Origin of the sequence: Actinopolymorpha cephalotaxi, assembly GCF_013408535.1 — a bacterium.
GTDB lineage: Bacteria > Actinomycetota > Actinomycetes > Propionibacteriales > Actinopolymorphaceae > Actinopolymorpha > Actinopolymorpha cephalotaxi.
In genome coordinates this window covers 2,282,694-2,298,748 of sequence record NZ_JACBZA010000001.1, presented here as the reverse complement: position 1 = coordinate 2,298,748, position 16,055 = coordinate 2,282,694, and the positions used below count along the sequence as shown (strand labels likewise).

The 16,055-nt window shown below is 69.8% G+C and carries 11 protein-coding genes and 1 rRNA gene; all 12 read right to left on the bottom strand.

Features of this window, described 5'->3' with window-relative positions; all coding sequences use genetic code 11:
* Positions 1-378: 378 nt before the first annotated feature.
* The 12 genes from FHR37_RS10200 to FHR37_RS10145 all read right to left on the bottom strand — a co-directional run bounded on the left by FHR37_RS10200 (position 379) and on the right by FHR37_RS10145 (position 16,052).
* Positions 379-1,895: ribosomal RNA gene (locus FHR37_RS10200) — 16S ribosomal RNA — on the bottom strand.
* A gap of 738 nt (positions 1,896-2,633) precedes the next feature.
* The gene (gene tyrS, locus FHR37_RS10195; protein WP_237768831.1) at positions 2,634-3,965 is read right to left on the bottom strand and encodes a tyrosine--tRNA ligase; all 1,332 of its coding nucleotides are present in this window, start codon (positions 3,963-3,965) and stop codon (positions 2,634-2,636) included.
* Positions 3,962-4,684, bottom strand: coding sequence for a DNA-3-methyladenine glycosylase (locus tag FHR37_RS10190; RefSeq protein ID WP_092883828.1), 723 nt, complete (start codon positions 4,682-4,684; stop codon positions 3,962-3,964). The genes tyrS and FHR37_RS10190 overlap by 4 nt, the downstream gene beginning before the upstream one ends.
* Entirely contained in the window at positions 4,681-6,111 is a 1,431-nt protein-coding gene (gene argH / locus FHR37_RS10185) for an argininosuccinate lyase (protein WP_092883768.1), read from the bottom strand. Before argH ends, FHR37_RS10190 begins: the two co-directional genes overlap by 4 nt.
* Positions 6,112-6,141: 30 nt before the next feature.
* The gene (locus FHR37_RS10180; protein ID WP_092883767.1) at positions 6,142-7,341 is read right to left on the bottom strand and encodes an argininosuccinate synthase; all 1,200 of its coding nucleotides are present in this window, start codon (positions 7,339-7,341) and stop codon (positions 6,142-6,144) included.
* A gap of 1 nt (position 7,342) precedes the next feature.
* Positions 7,343-8,047, bottom strand: a complete 705-nt coding sequence (locus tag FHR37_RS10175; protein ID WP_330831731.1) for an arginine repressor — start codon at positions 8,045-8,047, stop codon at positions 7,343-7,345.
* Positions 8,047-8,997 (bottom strand): ornithine carbamoyltransferase, encoded by a 951-nt coding sequence (gene argF / locus FHR37_RS10170; protein ID WP_092883766.1) that lies wholly within the window; start codon positions 8,995-8,997, stop codon positions 8,047-8,049. The genes FHR37_RS10175 and argF overlap by 1 nt, the downstream gene beginning before the upstream one ends.
* Positions 8,997-10,205, bottom strand: coding sequence for an acetylornithine transaminase (locus FHR37_RS10165; protein ID WP_092883765.1), 1,209 nt, complete (start codon positions 10,203-10,205; stop codon positions 8,997-8,999). Before FHR37_RS10165 ends, argF begins: the two co-directional genes overlap by 1 nt.
* Positions 10,202-11,080 carry an acetylglutamate kinase gene (gene argB, locus FHR37_RS10160; RefSeq protein ID WP_202818117.1) on the bottom strand — a complete coding sequence of 293 codons (879 nt, stop codon included), beginning with the start codon at positions 11,078-11,080 and terminating at the stop codon, positions 10,202-10,204. Before argB ends, FHR37_RS10165 begins: the two co-directional genes overlap by 4 nt.
* Positions 11,081-11,242: 162 nt before the next feature.
* On the bottom strand, positions 11,243-12,421 hold the full coding sequence (gene argJ, locus FHR37_RS10155) for a bifunctional glutamate N-acetyltransferase/amino-acid acetyltransferase ArgJ (protein WP_092883763.1): 1,179 nt from the start codon (positions 12,419-12,421) through the stop codon (positions 11,243-11,245).
* A gap of 163 nt (positions 12,422-12,584) precedes the next feature.
* Positions 12,585-13,616, bottom strand: coding sequence for an N-acetyl-gamma-glutamyl-phosphate reductase (gene argC, locus FHR37_RS10150; protein ID WP_092883826.1), 1,032 nt, complete (start codon positions 13,614-13,616; stop codon positions 12,585-12,587).
* Between the two features lie 102 nt (positions 13,617-13,718).
* The gene (locus FHR37_RS10145; RefSeq protein ID WP_092883762.1) at positions 13,719-16,052 is read right to left on the bottom strand and encodes an ABC transporter ATP-binding protein; all 2,334 of its coding nucleotides are present in this window, start codon (positions 16,050-16,052) and stop codon (positions 13,719-13,721) included.
* Positions 16,053-16,055 lie beyond the last annotated feature (3 nt).

The following is a 16,055-nucleotide window of genomic DNA, read 5'->3' as shown; positions in this document are numbered from 1 at the left end:
CACCCCACAACCACCGCGCACCACCCGAAACAACCCCGAACGAGAAACATCCCGCCGGCGAAACCCGGGCGGCCGTCCGGTGAAGGAACGGCCCGACAACCAAAGAAACCCGACCACACAACCCGGCGGAAAAACCGCCGGCCATGGCCTGATCCCTCAGGACCCAACAACGTGCCTCAGCGCCACCCACAGCCCACGCCCCGCTCCACACATCTCCACCAAACAGGCGAAGACGCAGTACTAGGCCACGTGAAAACCGTGGGTAAACACCCACTAGCCGATGCTCCACTAAATGAGCTCACCGCTCCGACACACTCGGCCGGACAACGGCGCCCTGGACAACCACCCCGAAGAGCAGCCGCCAGAAAAGCTCCTTAGAAAGGAGGTGATCCAGCCGCACCTTCCGGTACGGCTACCTTGTTACGACTTAGTCCTAATCGCCAGCCCCACCTTCGACGGCTCCATCCCACAAGGGGTTAGGTCACCGGCTTCGGGTATTGCCGACTTTCATGACTTGACGGGCGGTGTGTACAAGGCCCGGGAACGTATTCACCGCGGCGTTGCTGATCCGCGATTACTAGCGACTCCAACTTCACGGGGTCGAGTTGCAGACCCCGATCCGAACTGAGGCCGGCTTTTAGGGATTCGCTCCACCTTACGATTTCGCAGCCCATTGTACCGACCATTGTAGCATGTTTGCAGCCCTGGACATAAGGGGCATGATGACTTGACCTCATCCCCACCTTCCTCCGAGTTGACCCCGGCAGTCTCCTATGAGTTCCCGGCATTACCCGCTGGCAACATAGGACGAGGGTTGCGCTCGTTGCGGGACTTAACCCAACATCTCACGACACGAGCTGACGACAGCCATGCACCACCTGTGCAGAGCCCTTACGGACCCCGTATCTCTACGAGATTTCTCTGCATGTCAAACCCAGGTAAGGTTCTTCGCGTTGCATCGAATTAAGCAACATGCTCCGCCGCTTGTGCGGGCCCCCGTCAATTCCTTTGAGTTTTAGCCTTGCGGCCGTACTCCCCAGGCGGGGCGCTTAATGCGTTAGCTGCGGCACGGAGGACGTGGAAGTCCCCCACACCTAGCGCCCAACGTTTACGGCGTGGACTACCAGGGTATCTAATCCTGTTCGCTCCCCACGCTTTCGCTCCTCAGCGTCAGGTAAGGCCCAGAGAGCCGCCTTCGCCACCGGTGTTCCTCCTGATATCTGCGCATTCCACCGCTACACCAGGAATTCCACTCTCCCCTGCCTACCTCTAGTCTGCCCGTATCGAAAGCAAGTCCGGAGTTAAGCCCCGGATTTTCACTTTCGACGCAACAAACCGCCTACGAGCCCTTTACGCCCAATAATTCCGGACAACGCTCGCGCCCTACGTGTTACCGCGGCTGCTGGCACGTAGTTGGCCGGCGCTTCTTCTGCGGGTACCGTCACTTGCGCTTCGTCCCCGCTGAAAGAGGTTTACAACCCGAAGGCCGTCATCCCTCACGCGGCGTTGCTGCATCAGGCTTCCGCCCATTGTGCAATATTCCCCACTGCTGCCTCCCGTAGGAGTCTGGGCCGTGTCTCAGTCCCAGTGTGGCCGGTCGCCCTCTCAGGCCGGCTACCCGTAAAAGCCTTGGTAGGCCATCACCCCACCAACAAGCTGATAGGCCGCGAGCCCATCTTCAGCCAATAAATCTTTCCACCCCCACCCATGCAGGCAAGAGTCATATCCGGTATTAGACCCAGTTTCCCAGGCTTATCCCAGAGCTGAAGGCAGGTTGCTCACGTGTTACTCACCCGTTCGCCGCTCGAGTACCCCGAAGGGCCTTTCCGCTCGACTTGCATGTGTTAAGCACGCCGCCAGCGTTCGTCCTGAGCCAGGATCAAACTCTCCGTTGAAAACCAACAAAAAGCCACCCCAGCAAACAAACAACCCGAAGGTCGCCTGTCACCAAAGGAATCCGCGACAAAACACCACACAAACCATCAGACAAAAAGCCCTCAGGCCCGCACAGCATTCTGCCAACGGGGCAAAAAACACTGCATCGACTTTCGGCACGCTGTTGAGTTCTCAAGGATCAGACACACACCAGAACCCGACTTCTCAGCCCGGCTCCGGGGCAACCGTTCTAGCTTAGCGATTCGGTCTCACCCAGGCAAATCGGGCGATTTCGAACCGATTCACCCCATGAAGTATGACCCTCTTCCGATGTCCGCAGACTCCGGCGTCAGGCTTTGCTTCGTTTGGGGTGTTGTCACCGGATCGGCCACCTTTCGGTGTCCCGCGCTCTCGGCGACTTGACCTACCTTACCGACCTCTTCGCAACCCGGCAAATCGGGCCCTCTGTAAGTCGGCCCCCCGTCTCGATCCACCCGGCGCGCACCAAACAGTGCACCGGACGAGCGGCGTCGATTCAAAGGGGATCCCCGCCGGACCGGCCGCCAGTTGGCGTCCCGCGACCCGTGCGAAGCGAGTAGAACCATACGGATCGCCGACCGGGACGTCAAATCGGGCCCGGACGCGCGTCGAACGACGGCCTCACGGCTGCCCCGGGCAGGGGGGATCCACTCCTGCCCGGAGCGCACGCGGTGCCCGGGCAACGTCCAGGAGCACGTGTCCCTGTGGGGGCGGTGCACCTAGGTCGAGACCTCGACGCCCGCGACGTTGCGCCTTCCGCGGCGTAGCACCAGCCACCGCCCGTGGAGCAGGTCGCCGGCGGACGGTGCGGACTCCACCGACGTGACTCGCTCGTTGTTGAGGTAGGCGCCACCCTCGTCGATGGTCCGCCGAGCTGCGGACCTGCTGGCCACCAGGCCCGTCTCCGCGAGGAGGTCGACCATCGGTGGGAGCGCTCCCCCGGTGTCGCGTTCCACGCGCACGTGCGGCGTTTCACGCAGCGCGGCATCGAGGGTTCGGGCGTCGACGTCGGTGAGAGCGCCGCGCCCGAACAGTGCTCCGGAGGCCGCGATCACCTGGGCGCACTCGTCCGCGCCGTGGACCAGCGTGGTGAGCTCCTCGGCCAGGACTCGTTGGGCTTCGCGAGCGGCCGGGCGTTCCGCCGTGGTCTTCTCCAGCATCTCCAGCTCCTCCCGGGAGCGGAAGCTGAAGACGCGGAGGTACTGGCCGACGTCGGCGTCCGCGGTGTTGAACCAGAACTGGTAGAAGGCGTACGGCGACATCATCTCCGGGTCCAGCCAGACGGTCAGGCCACCCGCGCTCTTGCCGAACTTCGTGCCGTCGGACCGGGTCAGCAGAGGCGTCGCCATCGCGTGCACCGTGGCGCCCGCCGCCCGGCGGATGAGGTCGACGCCCGCGGTGATGTTGCCCCACTGGTCGCTACCGCCGGTCTGCAGGGTGCAGCCGTACCGGCGGTACAGCTCGAGGTAGTCGAACGCCTGCAGGATCTGGTAGCTGAACTCGGCGTAGCCGATCCCCTGCTCGGTGTCCAACCGCGCCTTCACGACCTCCTTCTGGATCATCTTGTTGACCCGGAAGTGCCGGCCGATGTCCCGGAGGAACTCCAGAACGCTGACCGGCGCCGTCCAGTCGAGGTTGTTCACGATCTGCGCGGCGTTCGGACCGTCGAAGTCGACGAACGGCGTGACCTGCCCTTTCAGGCGTTCGACCCACCCGGCCACCGTCTCCGGGTCGTTCAGGGTGCGCTCGGCGTCAGGTTTGGGATCACCGATCAGGCCGGTCGACCCGCCGATCAGGAGCAGCGGCGTGTGGCCGGCCTGTTGCAGCCGCCGGGCCGTCACCAGCTGGACGAGGTTGCCGTGGTGCAGGCTCGGCGCGGTCGGGTCGAAACCGACGTAATAGGTGACGGGTCCCTCCGCGAGCGCGGCGCGGAGCGCATCCTCGTCGGTCGACTCCGCGAGCAGGCCACGCCAGCGCAGGTCGTCCAGCACCGACTGCGCCGGCGGCGTCGACTGCTCCGGCTGCTCTGTGTTGTCCCCGGGACCGGTCACCGTGGTTCCTTCCTCGGTCGGATCGATGGTTCGGTGGTGGCTGCGTCGACTCCAAGAGTGCCTGAGCCGGGTGCGATGGTGGTGGAGCCGGGTGGCTCCGCGACGCTCCTGCGCCGCTTGGGAGCATGTGGGCGGTAGGCGGAGACGGTGGGCTCGCCGTCCACCCAGAACCGCCACGGCCGGTCCGCGGCGGCCGCCAACCCCACCCGGGGGCCGCGGCGGATGCTCGTCCCGGCGGTCTGCTCGCCGGGTCCGAGGCGTACGGGCGAGGACGGGGCGAAGATGTCCAGGCCGTTCCCCGCGCGGTCCACACCGAGCGCCTGGGCAAGTCGAGCCGGCCCGCGGGCCAGATCGCGCGCCGACCGTGCCGCGGGCCGTCGGGACCTGGCGAGTTCCTCCCCCGCGATCACCTCACCGGCTCGGAGCAGGACCGCACTGGCCTGTCCGTCGGGCCCGCACACGAGGTTGATGCACCAGTGCATGCCGTACGTGAAGTAGACGTAGAGGTGGCCCGGCGGGCCGAACATCACCGCGTTACGTGCGGTTCGGCCACGGTAGGCGTGCGAGCCGGGGTCGTTCGAACCGTCGTAGGCCTCCACCTCCGTCAGCCGGACGGCGACCAGCCCGTCGGCGGTCCGGTGTTCGACCACCCGGCCGAGCAGGGCCGGCGCCACCTCGAGCACGGGCTGGGTGAGCAGCACGCGCAGGTCGTCGGTCATCCCCCGCGTGCCCACTCCCGAGCCTCTTCCGTTCGCGGCCGGAGCCGGGACAGCTGGTCGCGCACCCGAGCCGGCGCCGTGCCGCCGAGTGCGGAGCGCGCGTCCAGCGCGCCCTGGACGCTCAGCACCGTGCGGACCTGCGGTGTGAGATGGGCCGAGATCGCCGCCAGCTCGTCGTCGCCGAGGTCGGGCAGGTCGACACCGCGGCGCTCGCACGCCTGCACGCAGGCACCGGCGATCTCGTGGGCGTCACGAAACGCCACGCCCTGGCGTACCAGCCACTCCGCCACGTCGGTGGCAAGCGCGAAGCCCAGTGGAGCGGCCGCCGCCATCCGCTCGGTGTCGAACGTACTGGTCGCGACCATGCCGGTGATCGCGGGCAGAACGAGAACGAGTTGGTCCACCGCGTCGAAGACCGGCTCCTTGTCCTCCTGCAGGTCGCGGTTGTAGGCGAACGGCATGCCCTTCAACGTGGCGAGCATTCCGGTCAGGTGACCGATCAGCCGGCCGGACTTGCCGCGGACGAGTTCCGCCGCGTCGGGGTTCTTCTTCTGCGGCATGATCGACGAACCGGTCGCGAACGCGTCGTCGAGCCGGACCCAGCCGAACTCGGTGGACGCCCACAGGCAGTACTCCTCGCCCAGCCGGGACAGGTGGACGCCGAGCATCGCCGTGCAGAAGAGGAACTCCGCCACGAAGTCGCGGTCGGACACCGCGTCCAGGGAGTTTTCCGACGCCCGGAGGAACCCGAGGTCGGCGGCGGCGGCCTCCGGGTCGAGCGGCAGTGAGGAGCCGGCGAGCGCGCCGGCGCCCAGCGGTGAGGTGGCGGCCCGGTCGTCCCAGTCACGCAACCGCTCGACGTCACGAGCCAGTGCGTGCACGTGTTTGGCGAGCTCGTGCCCGAAGGCGACCGGCTGCGCGTGCTGGAGATGGGTGAAGCCGGGCGCCGGCGAGGCGACGTGCTGCTCGGCCTGCTCCAGTAGCGCCTCCTGCAGGTCGGTCACCAGGGCGACCAGGACCCGCGCCTGCGCGCGGAGGTACAGCCGGAAGTCCGTCGCCACCTGGTCGTTGCGGCTCCGGCCGGCCCGCAGCTTGCCCCCGAGCGGGCCGAGCCGGCCCAGCAGCTCGCGTTCGATCGCGGTGTGGACGTCCTCGTCGTCAGGCTGCGGCGTCAACGTGCCGGCCGCCACCTCGGCGGCGAGCACGTCGATCGCCTCCTCGACCCGGGCCAGCTCCGGATCGCTGAGCAGGTCCGCCCGGCGCAGCACCCGGGCGTGGGCACGGGTCTGCGCGAGGTCGAACGGTGCCAGCCGCCAGTCGAAATGCACCGACCTCGACAGGGCGGCCAGCGCCTGGGCAGGACCGGCGGCGAAGCGGCCGCCCCAGAGCCGGGTCGGCTGCTCGCCCGGCGGGTGCTCCTCGATCACGGAGTTCCTTCCTCGTCGTGGTGCGGTGACTCAGGACTTCCCGAGGTCACGCTTGGCGGCGATCTTGCTGGGCAGTCCCCACAGCTCCACGAACCCGCGGGCCAGCGACTGGTCGAACACGTCGCCCTCGTCGTAGGTCGCGAGGTTGAAGTCGTAGAGCGAGGCGGCACTCCGGCGACCGCTCACGACCGCCCGGCCACCGTGCAGCGTCATCCGGATGTCACCGGACACCTGCTCCTGCGAGGCGTCCACGAAGCTGTCCAGTGCCCGCTTCAGCGGCGAGAACCACAGCCCGTCGTACACCAGCTCGGTCCAGCGCTGCTCGACCTGGCGCTTGAACCGCGCGAGGTCGCGCTCCACGGTGACGTTCTCCAGCTCCTGGTGCGCGGTGATCAACGCGATCGCACCCGGAGCCTCGTAGATCTCCCGGCTCTTGATGCCGACGAGGCGGTCCTCCACCAGGTCGAGCCGGCCGACTCCCTGGGCCCCGGCGCGGGTGTTGAGCTGCTGGATCGCCTCCAGCATCGTCACCGGCCGGCCGTCCAGGGCGACCGGGCGGCCGCCCTCGAAGGTCACCACCACCTCGTCGGCCTCCCGGGCCGCCGCGGGGTCCTGGGTGTAGTCGTAGACGTCCTCGGTGGGGGCGTTCCACAGGTCCTCGAGGAATCCGGTCTCGACGGCCCGGCCCCAGACGTTCTGGTCGATGGAGAACGGCGACTTCTTGCTGACGTCGATCGGCAGGTTGTGCTGCTCGGCGTAGGCGATCGCCTTCTCCCGGGTCCAGGCGAAGTCACGGACCGGGGCCAGCACCTTCAGGTCGGGAGCCAGCGCCCCGACGCCGACCTCGAACCGGACCTGGTCGTTGCCCTTGCCCGTGCAGCCGTGCGCCACGACGCTCGCGCCGTGCTGCCTGGCCGCCTCGACGAGGTGCTTGACGATCAGCGGCCGGGACAGGGCGGAGACCAGGGGGTACCGCTCCATGTACAGGGCGTTGGTGGCAAGCGCCGGAAGGCAGTAGCCGTCGGCGAACTCGTCCTTGGCGTCGACGACGACGGCCTCGACCGCCCCACACTCCAGGGCGCGCTTGCGGATGGTGTCCAGGTCCTCTCCGCCCTGGCCGACGTCGATCGCACAAGCAACGACCTCCGCACCGGTCTGCTCGGCGATCCAGCCGATCGCCACGGAGGTGTCGAGCCCGCCGGAGTAGGCGAGCACCACGCGCTCGGTCATGTCATTGCTCCTTCGTGGGTTGGTTCTTGCGAGCGAGCGCAAGCAGTTGGTCGGCGACGGTGGCGCCACCGTCGGGTTCGCGGGCGACCACGAGCACAGTGTCGTCCCCGGCGATGGTGCCGATCACACCGGGGACTTCGGCGTGGTCGAGGGCGGAGGCGAAGAACTGGGCCGCTCCGGGCGGGGTCCGCAGCACCACGAGGTTGGCCGACGGAACCGCCGAGACGAGGAGTTCACCGCAGACCCGGGCAAGCCGGGCCTCGGCCAGGGAGGGCGCATCCGGGGTGGCTCGAGGTGTGCGGTCGCCGCCCTCGCCGGGCAGGGCGTAGACGAGGGCACCGCCGGCCGTGCGCACCCGGACCGCGCCGAGTTCGTCCAGGTCACGGGACAGCGTGGTCTGCGTCACCGCGATCCCTTCCTGGGCCAGCCGGCCGGCCAGCTCCGCCTGCGACCGCACCTCGGTGCGCGACAGCACCTCCACGACGTACTGGTGGCGGGCGGTCTTGGTCATCGCCACCCGGGGCACGTCCGCGCCGGGGCGCGGGGTGGTCAGGTCGACGTCGGGGACCTTGGCCACCGCGGCCCTCGCGGTCTTCCGGCCGGTCCTCGAAGGCGCCGCCTCGTCCCTGGTCGCGGACTCCCCGGTGGTGGACCTGGACCGGGTCCTCTTGGCCGGGACCTGCTCGGCCGTCGTGTCGTGGTCCATCAGACCTCCTGACCCGGATGCTCTTCTCGCGATCGCTCCAGCAGCCAGGTGAGCAGGGCCTTCTGCGCGTGCAGCCGGTTTTCGGCCTCGTCCCAGACGACACTGCGTGGTCCGTCGATGACGCCGGCCTCGATCTCCTTGCCGCGGTAGGCAGGCAGGCAGTGCAGCACGATCGCGTCCGGGGCAGCGTGGCTCATCGCCTGCTCGGTCACGGCGAAGGGGACGAACGGCGCGGCCCGATCGGCCGCCTCACCCTCCTGGCCCATCGACACCCAGGTGTCGGTCGCCACCACGTCGGCGCCCTCCAGCGCCTCGTGGCGATCGCCCACCACAGCGACCGATCCACCGCTGGCGGCGGCGATCTCGGTGGCCCGGGCCAGCACCGCCGGGTCCGGCTGGTAGCCGCGCGGGGTGCCGACGCGGACGTGCATGCCCGCGGTCGCCCCGCCGAGGAGGTAGGAGTGCGCCATGTTGTTGGCGCCGTCCCCGAGGTAGCTGAGCCGGAGACCGGCCAGCCGCCCCTTGTGCTCGCGGACGGTCTGCAGGTCGGCGAGGATCTGGCACGGGTGGAACTCGTCGGTCAGCGCGTTGACGACCGGCACCGCGCTGGCCGCGGCCATCTCCTCGATGCGTTCCTGGCCGGCCGTACGCCAGACGATCGCCGCGACCTGGCGGTCGAGCACTCGGGCGGTGTCGGCGATCCGCTCACCGCGGCCCAGGTGGGCACCCTGGGTGTCGATCACCATCGGGTAACCACCGAGCTCGGAGATTCCGACGCTGAAGGAGACGCGGGTGCGGGTGGAGGACTTGTCGAACAGCACGGCCACGACGCGCGGCCCCTCCAGTGGGCGGAACGCGAAGCGGTCCTTCTTCATCGTCTCGGCGAGGTCGAGCACCTGCGCCTGCTCGGCGCCGCTCAGGTCGTCGTCCCGCAGGAAGTGCCGAACCATCAGGACTCCTCGGTGGAAGCGGTGTCGAGAATGCCGGGCAGCGCGTCGACCAGGGATCGCACCTGCTCCGACGTGACCACCAGGGGCGGCGCCAGCCGGATCGCGTCCGGCTGCACGGCGTTGACGAGGAACCCGGCGTGCTGGGCGGCGGCCTGCACCTGTGCGGCCCTGGATTCGGTGAGCAGAACCGCGAGCCACAGCCCTCGACCGCGGACCCCGGACACCAGCGGGTGCGACAGCGCGGAGATGGCCTCCGCGAGCTCGGCACCCACCTTCGCCACGTTGTCCAGCAGGCCGTCCGCCTCGATGGTGTCAAGGACGGCGAGTGCGGCCGCGACCGCGACCGGATTGCCGCCGAAGGTCGAGCCGTGGTCGCCCTTGGCGAACGTCTGCCCGAACCGGCCGACGCCGATGCAGGCGCCGATCGGCAGCCCGCCGCCGAGTCCCTTGGCGAGGGTGAGGACGTCGGGGAGGACGCCTTCGTGCTGGTGGGCGAACCAGGTGCCGGTCCGGCCGACCCCGCTCTGGATCTCGTCGAGGACGAGCACGGCGCCGGTCGCGTCGCAGATCTCCCGGGCGGCGGTGAGGTAACCCGCCGGCGGCGGTACCACGCCCGCCTCCCCCTGCGTGGGTTCGAGGAAGACCCCCGCGCACTCGTCGGTGACGGCGTTCTTCAACGCGTCGGCGTCGCCGTAGGGGACGAACCGCACGTCGATGCCGAACGGCCCGAACGGCTCACGGATCGCCGCCTTTCCGGTCAGCGCGAGAGCGCCCATGGTGCGGCCGTGGAAGCCGTCGGCGGCGGCCACGACGTAGCGGCGGCCCGTGTCGGCGGCGTTGCGGAGCACCAGCTTGAGCGCCGCCTCGTTGGCCTCCGTCCCGCTGTTGGCGAAGAACACCCGGCCGTCGTGGCCGAGCAGGGCGAGCAGGCGTTCGGCGAGCAGCACCTCGGGCTGGTGGAGGAACAGGTTGGAGGTGTGCGCGATGGTGGCGACCTGGCTGGAGACCGCCTCGACCAGTGCCGGGTGCGCGTGCCCGAGGGAGGACACCGCGATGCCGGCGATGAAGTCGAGATAGCTGTTTCCGTCGAGGTCCCAGACCGTGCATCCCTCACCGCGGGCGAGCGCCACCGGCGGGACACCGTAGTTGGGCATCAGCGCGGCGGAGAACCGCTCCGCCCACGTGTCGTACTGCGGCCAGACGCTCATGCGTAGGTTCCTTCCTGCTGCGCCGGCACGACCATGGTGCCGATGCCCTCGTCGGTGAAGATTTCCAGCAACAGCGAGTGCGCGACCCGCCCGTCGATCACGTGGGCCTGCGGCACCCCGCCTCGGACGGCCCGCAGGCATGCCTCCATCTTCGGCACCATGCCCGATGCCAGCGACGGCAGTAGGCCGGCCAGCTCGTGGGCGTCCAGCTCGCTGATCACCTCGTCGCTGTCGGGCCAGTCGCGGTAGAGGCCCTCCACGTCGGTGAGCACGACGAGCTTGCGCGCCCCCAGCGCCGTGGCGAGCGCGGCCGCGGCGGTGTCGGCGTTGACGTTGTGCACCTGCCCGTCGACGTCGGGCGCGACACTCGACACGACCGGGATGCGACCGGCCTCGATCAGGTCGCGAACGGCTTCGGCGCGTACGGACACCACGTCGCCGACCAGGCCGATGTCGACCGCGGCGCCGTCGACCGTGGCCGTACGGCGTTCGGCGGTGAACAGACCGGCGTCCTCACCGGACAGGCCGACCGCGAACGGTCCGTGGGAGTTGACCAGCCCGACAAGCTCCCGCCCCACCTGGCCCACGAGGACCATCCGGACCACCTCCATCGCCTCCGGCGTGGTCACCCGCAGACCGCCCCGGAACTCGCTGGGAATGTCGAGCCGGTTGAGCATCTCGCTGATCTGCGGGCCGCCGCCGTGCACGATCACCGGTCGCAGGCCGGCGTAGCGCAGGAACACGATGTCCTGGGCGAACGCGCGCTTCAGCACGTCGTCGGTCATCGCGTTGCCGCCGTACTTGATCACGACGATCGAACCGTGGAACTGCTCGAACCACGGCAGCGCCTCGATCAGGGTCTCGGACTTGCGCATCGCCTGCAGGCGGTCCCTGGTCCGGACCTGGGCCGGCCCCTTCGCCGGCGCGGTCCCGTCCGGCGTGCTCGGTGTGCTCGGTGTGGTCGGTGTGCTCGGTGTGGTGCTCATGCGTCGGCACGTCCCATGCATGGCTCGTGGTGCACTGGTCGGTGGACTGGCTCAGGTGGAGTACGCGGAGTTCTCGTGGACGTAGGCGTGGGTCAGGTCGTTGGTCCAGATGGTCGCCGACTCCTGCCCGGCCTTGAGGTCGACGGTCACCTCGACCTGGCGCGGCGAGAGGTCCACCAGGTCGCGGGACTCGCCGATTCCGCCGTCGCGGCACACCCACACGCCGTTGAAGGCGACGTCCAGGGCGGCTGGGTCGAACGCCGCCCGGGTGGTGCCCACGGCGGCGAGAATCCTGCCCCAGTTGGCGTCCTTGCCGTAGACGGCGCACTTGAAGAGGTTGTTGCGGGCGACGGCGCGAGCGGCGTCCAGCGCGTCCTGCTGGGTCGCGGCGTGCACCACCTCGATCGCGATGTCGTGCTCGGCGCCCTCGGCGTCACCGATCAGCTGCTGACCCAGGTCGTGGCAGACGGCGGTGAGCCCGGCGGTGAACTCCTCGTGGTTGGGGGTGACGCCGGACGCACCGCTGGCCATCAACAGGACCGTGTCGTTGGTCGACATGCATCCGTCGGAGTCGAGCCGGTCGAACGTCGCCGACGTGGCCGCACGCAGGGCGAGGTCGGCGGCCACCGGGTCGACCACGGCATCGGTGGTGATCACCACGAGCATGGTCGCCAGCGAGGGGGCGAGCATGCCCGCGCCCTTGGCCATCCCCCCGATGGACCAGCCCGCCCCGGCGTGGGTCGCCTCCTTGGCCCGGGTGTCGGTGGTCATGATCGCGGTCGCGGCCGCCCGGCCACCGTCGTCGGACAGCTTCGCCGCGGCTTCGGTGAGGCCGCCCAGCAGCTTGTCGCGGTCGAGGAGCTCGCCGATCAGGCCGGTCGAGCAGATCGCGACGTCGATGGCGGCGGTGGCATCCACACCGGGCAGGGCCGCGGCGCTCAGCGCCTCGGCGGTGTGCTCCGCGCTGGCATGGGTGGTCTGGAAGCCCGCCGGCCCGGTGTAGCAGTTGGCTCCGCCGGAGTTGAGGGCGACGGCCCGGACCTGCCCGTCCTTGCACACCTGCTCGCTCCACAACACCGGGTTGGCCTTGCAGCGGTTGTCGGTGAACACGGCGGCAGCGGTGTACGAGGGGCCGTCGTTGACGACCAGAGCGACGTCGGGATTGCCACTCGGCTTGAGTCCGGCGGTCACGCCGGACGCCCGGAAGCCGAGGGGGGTGGTGACGGACAAGGGAGTGCCTTTCGGGGGGCGAGGATCGGTTGACTGACGACGCGTGTCCGACCTGACCGCCCGGCGACGGTGGCGTAGCCGGGCTATCGGCCGGGCCGGCCTCGTCGTCGCCGGTAGCGGTGCCCGCTCCACGGTCCGCCGACCGCGACCTCGCACCGGCTCGTCATGGCGCCAGCCCGACAGTGCCCAGACCGGTGGTCTCGGCGATCCCGAGGGCGAGGTTCATGCACTGGACGGCACCGCCCGCGGTGCCCTTGGTGAGGTTGTCCAGTGCGGCGACCGCGACCAGTCGACCGGCCCGGTCGTCCACCGCCACCTGCGCGTGCACGGCGTTGGAGCCGAGCGTCGCGGCCGTGCTCGGCCAGGCGCCCTCCGGGAGCAGGTGGAGGAAAGGCTCGTCGGCCCAGGCCCGGGCATAGGCCTCGCGTACGGCAGCGGTGTCCACGCCGTCGCGGACGCGCACCGTGCAGGTGGCCAGGATGCCGCGCGGCATCGGCGCGAGGGTCGGGGTGAACGACACGGTGACCGGCGAGCCCGAGACCAGCCGGAGGTTCTGCTCGATCTCGGGGGTGTGCCGGTGGGTGCCGCCGACGGAGTAGGCGGACATGGCACCCATCACCTCGCTGCCGAGCAGGTGTGGTTTGGCCGAGCGGCCGGCACCGGAGGTGCCCGACGCGGCGACCACCACGACGTCGCGGGCGTCCACCAGGTCGGCGGCGACGGCCGGCAGCAGCGCGAGCGTCGAGACGGTGGGGTAGCAACCTGGGACCGCGATCCGCCGGGCCGGGCGCAACAGGTCACGCTGGCCGGGCAGCTCGGGCAGGCCGTAGGGCCAGGTGCCGGCGTGGTCGCCGGTGTACCACCGCTGCCAGTCGGCGGCTTCGGTGAGCCGGAAGTCGGCGCCGCAGTCGATCACCAGCACGTCCTCGGGCAGGCTCGCGGCGACGGCCGCGGACTGCCCGTGCGGAAGGGCGAGGAAGACCACGTCGTGCCCGGCCAGCGTGTCGGTGGTGGTCTCCCCCAGCAACCGGTCGGCGAGTGGCGTGAGGTGCGGCTGGTGCTGCCCCAGCGGCGTGCCGGCGTTGGAGCCGGCGGTCACCGCGCCGATCTCGATCTCGGGGTGGGCGAGGAGCAGGCGCAACAGCTCGCCACCGGCATAGCCGCTCGCACCTGCCACCGCCGCGCTGAAACCCATGGTCACGTCACCCCTCGGTTGGTTCTGCATGAGTATGCCCGATCATGCATGGCCATGCAACCGAGTCCTGGTGACGCCGACGTCTCTCACCTGCTCACGGGGTCACTTCCGGCTGGCGCCGCTCAACGTGAGCTCCTCCGCGAAGTGGCAGGCCGCGAGGTGGTGTGCCCCGACCTCCCGCAGCGCCGGTACCTCCGAGCCGCAGCGGTCCAGCTGCACGTGCGGGCAGCGGGTGTGGAACAGGCACCCCGAGGGCGGGTTCGCCGCGTCCGGGAGATCGTCGGGCAGCCCGTGCTCGTGCCGGGCCCGCCGGTTGTGCGGGTCGGGCAGGGGCACGGCGTTCAGCAGTGCCTCGGTGTAGGGGTGGTGCGGTTGGGTGTACAGCGAGGAGGTGTCGGCGGTCTCCACGATCGAGCCGAGGTACATCACCGTCACCCGGTCGCACAGGTGCTCCACCACCGAGAGGTCGTGGGAGATGAACAGGTAGGTCAGGTCGAACTGCGCCTGAAGATCGCCCAGGAGGTTGAGGATCTGCGCCCGGACCGACACGTCCAGCGCCGAGACCGCCTCGTCCGCGATCACCAGCCGGGGCTCGGTGATCAGGGCGCGGGCGATGTTGATCCGCTGCCGTTCTCCCCCGGAGAACGCGTGCGGGTAGCGCCGCATGTACTCCGGTCGCAGGCCGCACCGGCGCAGCATGTCCGCCACCCGGTCCTGCAGCTCCGAACCCTGGGCGAGGTTGTTCGTCCGGAGCGGCTCCCCCACGAGCTGCAGCAGCGTCATCCGCGGGTTCAGCGAGGAGAACGGGTCCTGGAAGATGACCCGGATCTCCCGGCGGTACGGCGCGAGCTCGCGGTTGCGCATCCGGGCCAGGTCGACGGTCTCGCCGTCGGCCCGGCGGTACCGGATCTCGCCGGAGCTGGGCTGGAGCACCCTGGCCAGGCAGCGGCCGAGGGTCGTCTTGCCGCAGCCGGACTCACCCACCAGGCCGAGCGTCTCTCCCGGCGTGATGGTGAAGTCGACCGAGTCGACCGCACGAACGGCACCGGTGGTGCGCCCGAACATCCCGCGCTTGATCGGGAAGTGCATCGACAGGTCACGGACCTCGACCAGCGGAGCGTCCGATCCGGTGCGCGGCCGGGATCCGTTGCCGTCGGGACGCTCCCGTACCCGCACCGGTCCGCCGGCAGCGCCGCCAGCGACTCCCGAGCCACCGGTCGGCACCTTCGGTGTCTCCAGCGCCACGGGTTCCGCCGGCGCCCGGTCGCCGTTGGCCGTACGTCCGGCCGGCGCGCCGGCGCCCGCGGCGGTCAGCTCGCCCTGCTGGTCGTAGAGGTGGCACTGCGCCAGGTGCTCGCTCCCGAACCGCACCAGCGGCGGGTCCTGCTTGTCGCACACGCCGGCGATCACGTGGTCGCACCGGGTGTGGAAGGGGCAGCCGGCCGGGCGGTTCTGCGGGTGCGGGACCATCCCGCGGATCGCGGCCAGTCGCTGCCGCTCCAGTCGGTCCGAGCCCCGCATGGTGGGGATCGAACGCAGCAGGGCCTGGGTGTACGGGTGCTTCGGCTCGTCGAAGATCTCGCGTACGGTGCCGTGCTCGGCGACCTTGCCGAGGTACATCACGGTCACCTCGTCGGCGATCTCGGCCACCACGCCCAGGTCGTGGGTGATGAAGACCATCGCCATCCCGGTCTGGTCCTGTAGGTCCTTCAGCAGGTCGAGGATGCGCGCCTGGGTGGTGACGTCCAGCGCGGTGGTCGGCTCGTCCGCGATCAGCAGCGCGGGGTCGCAGGACAACGCGATCGCGATCATCACGCGCTGGCACATGCCGCCGGACAGCTGGAACGGATAGGCGTCCATCCGGCGTTCCGGCTGCGGGATGCCGACCCGGCGCAGCTGCGCGACCGCGCGTTCGTGCGCCTCCTCCTTGGACAGCGGCAGGTGCAGCAGAATCGCCTCGACGAGCTGGTCGCCCACGGTGTACATCGGCGAGAGCGAGGCCATCGGCTCCTGGAACACCATGCCGATCTCGGCGCCGCGTACCCGCCGGATCTCCTCACCGCGCGGGTCGAGCTTGGCGAGGTCGGTCCACGCCGCGTCCGTGCTGGGCCGCCAGTCGATCCGGCCGCCGGCGATCGCCCCGGGCCGGTCGACGAGCTGCAGGATGGACCGCGCCGTCACCGACTTTCCGCAACCGGACTCACCGACGACACAGACCGTACGGCCCTTGGGCACCGTCAGGTCCACGCCGTCGACCGCGCGGACGACGCCCTCCCGGCTGGTGAAGTGCGTGTGCAGGTCGGTGATGCGCAGCAGCGTCGACGGGTCGGCAGCCGTACCTGACGCGGGGGCCGTCGCGGCAGCCTGGCCACGGCCACGGGCGCGACCACGCCGGCGGCCGCCCTCGGCGACCTCGGAGCGACTGGACTGGTTCATTCG

Excerpts from the sequence above, each read along its gene's own strand:
- FHR37_RS10190 (WP_092883828.1), bottom strand. The coding sequence starts at position 4,684 with ATGACCGACGACCTGCGCGTGCTGCTCACCCAGCCCGTGCTCGAGGTG.
- FHR37_RS10180 (WP_092883767.1), bottom strand. The coding sequence starts at position 7,341 with ATGACCGAGCGCGTGGTGCTCGCCTACTCCGGCGGGCTCGACACCTCC.
- FHR37_RS10175 (WP_330831731.1), bottom strand. The coding sequence starts at position 8,047 with ATGGACCACGACACGACGGCCGAGCAGGTCCCGGCCAAGAGGACCCGG.
- argF (WP_092883766.1), bottom strand. The coding sequence starts at position 8,997 with ATGGTTCGGCACTTCCTGCGGGACGACGACCTGAGCGGCGCCGAGCAG.
- FHR37_RS10165 (WP_092883765.1), bottom strand. The coding sequence starts at position 10,205 with ATGAGCGTCTGGCCGCAGTACGACACGTGGGCGGAGCGGTTCTCCGCC.
- argB (WP_202818117.1), bottom strand. The coding sequence starts at position 11,080 with ATGCGCAAGTCCGAGACCCTGATCGAGGCGCTGCCGTGGTTCGAGCAG.
- argC (WP_092883826.1), bottom strand. The coding sequence starts at position 13,616 with ATGGGTTTCAGCGCGGCGGTGGCAGGTGCGAGCGGCTATGCCGGTGGC.
- FHR37_RS10145 (WP_092883762.1), bottom strand. The coding sequence starts at position 16,052 with ATGAACCAGTCCAGTCGCTCCGAGGTCGCCGAGGGCGGCCGCCGGCGT.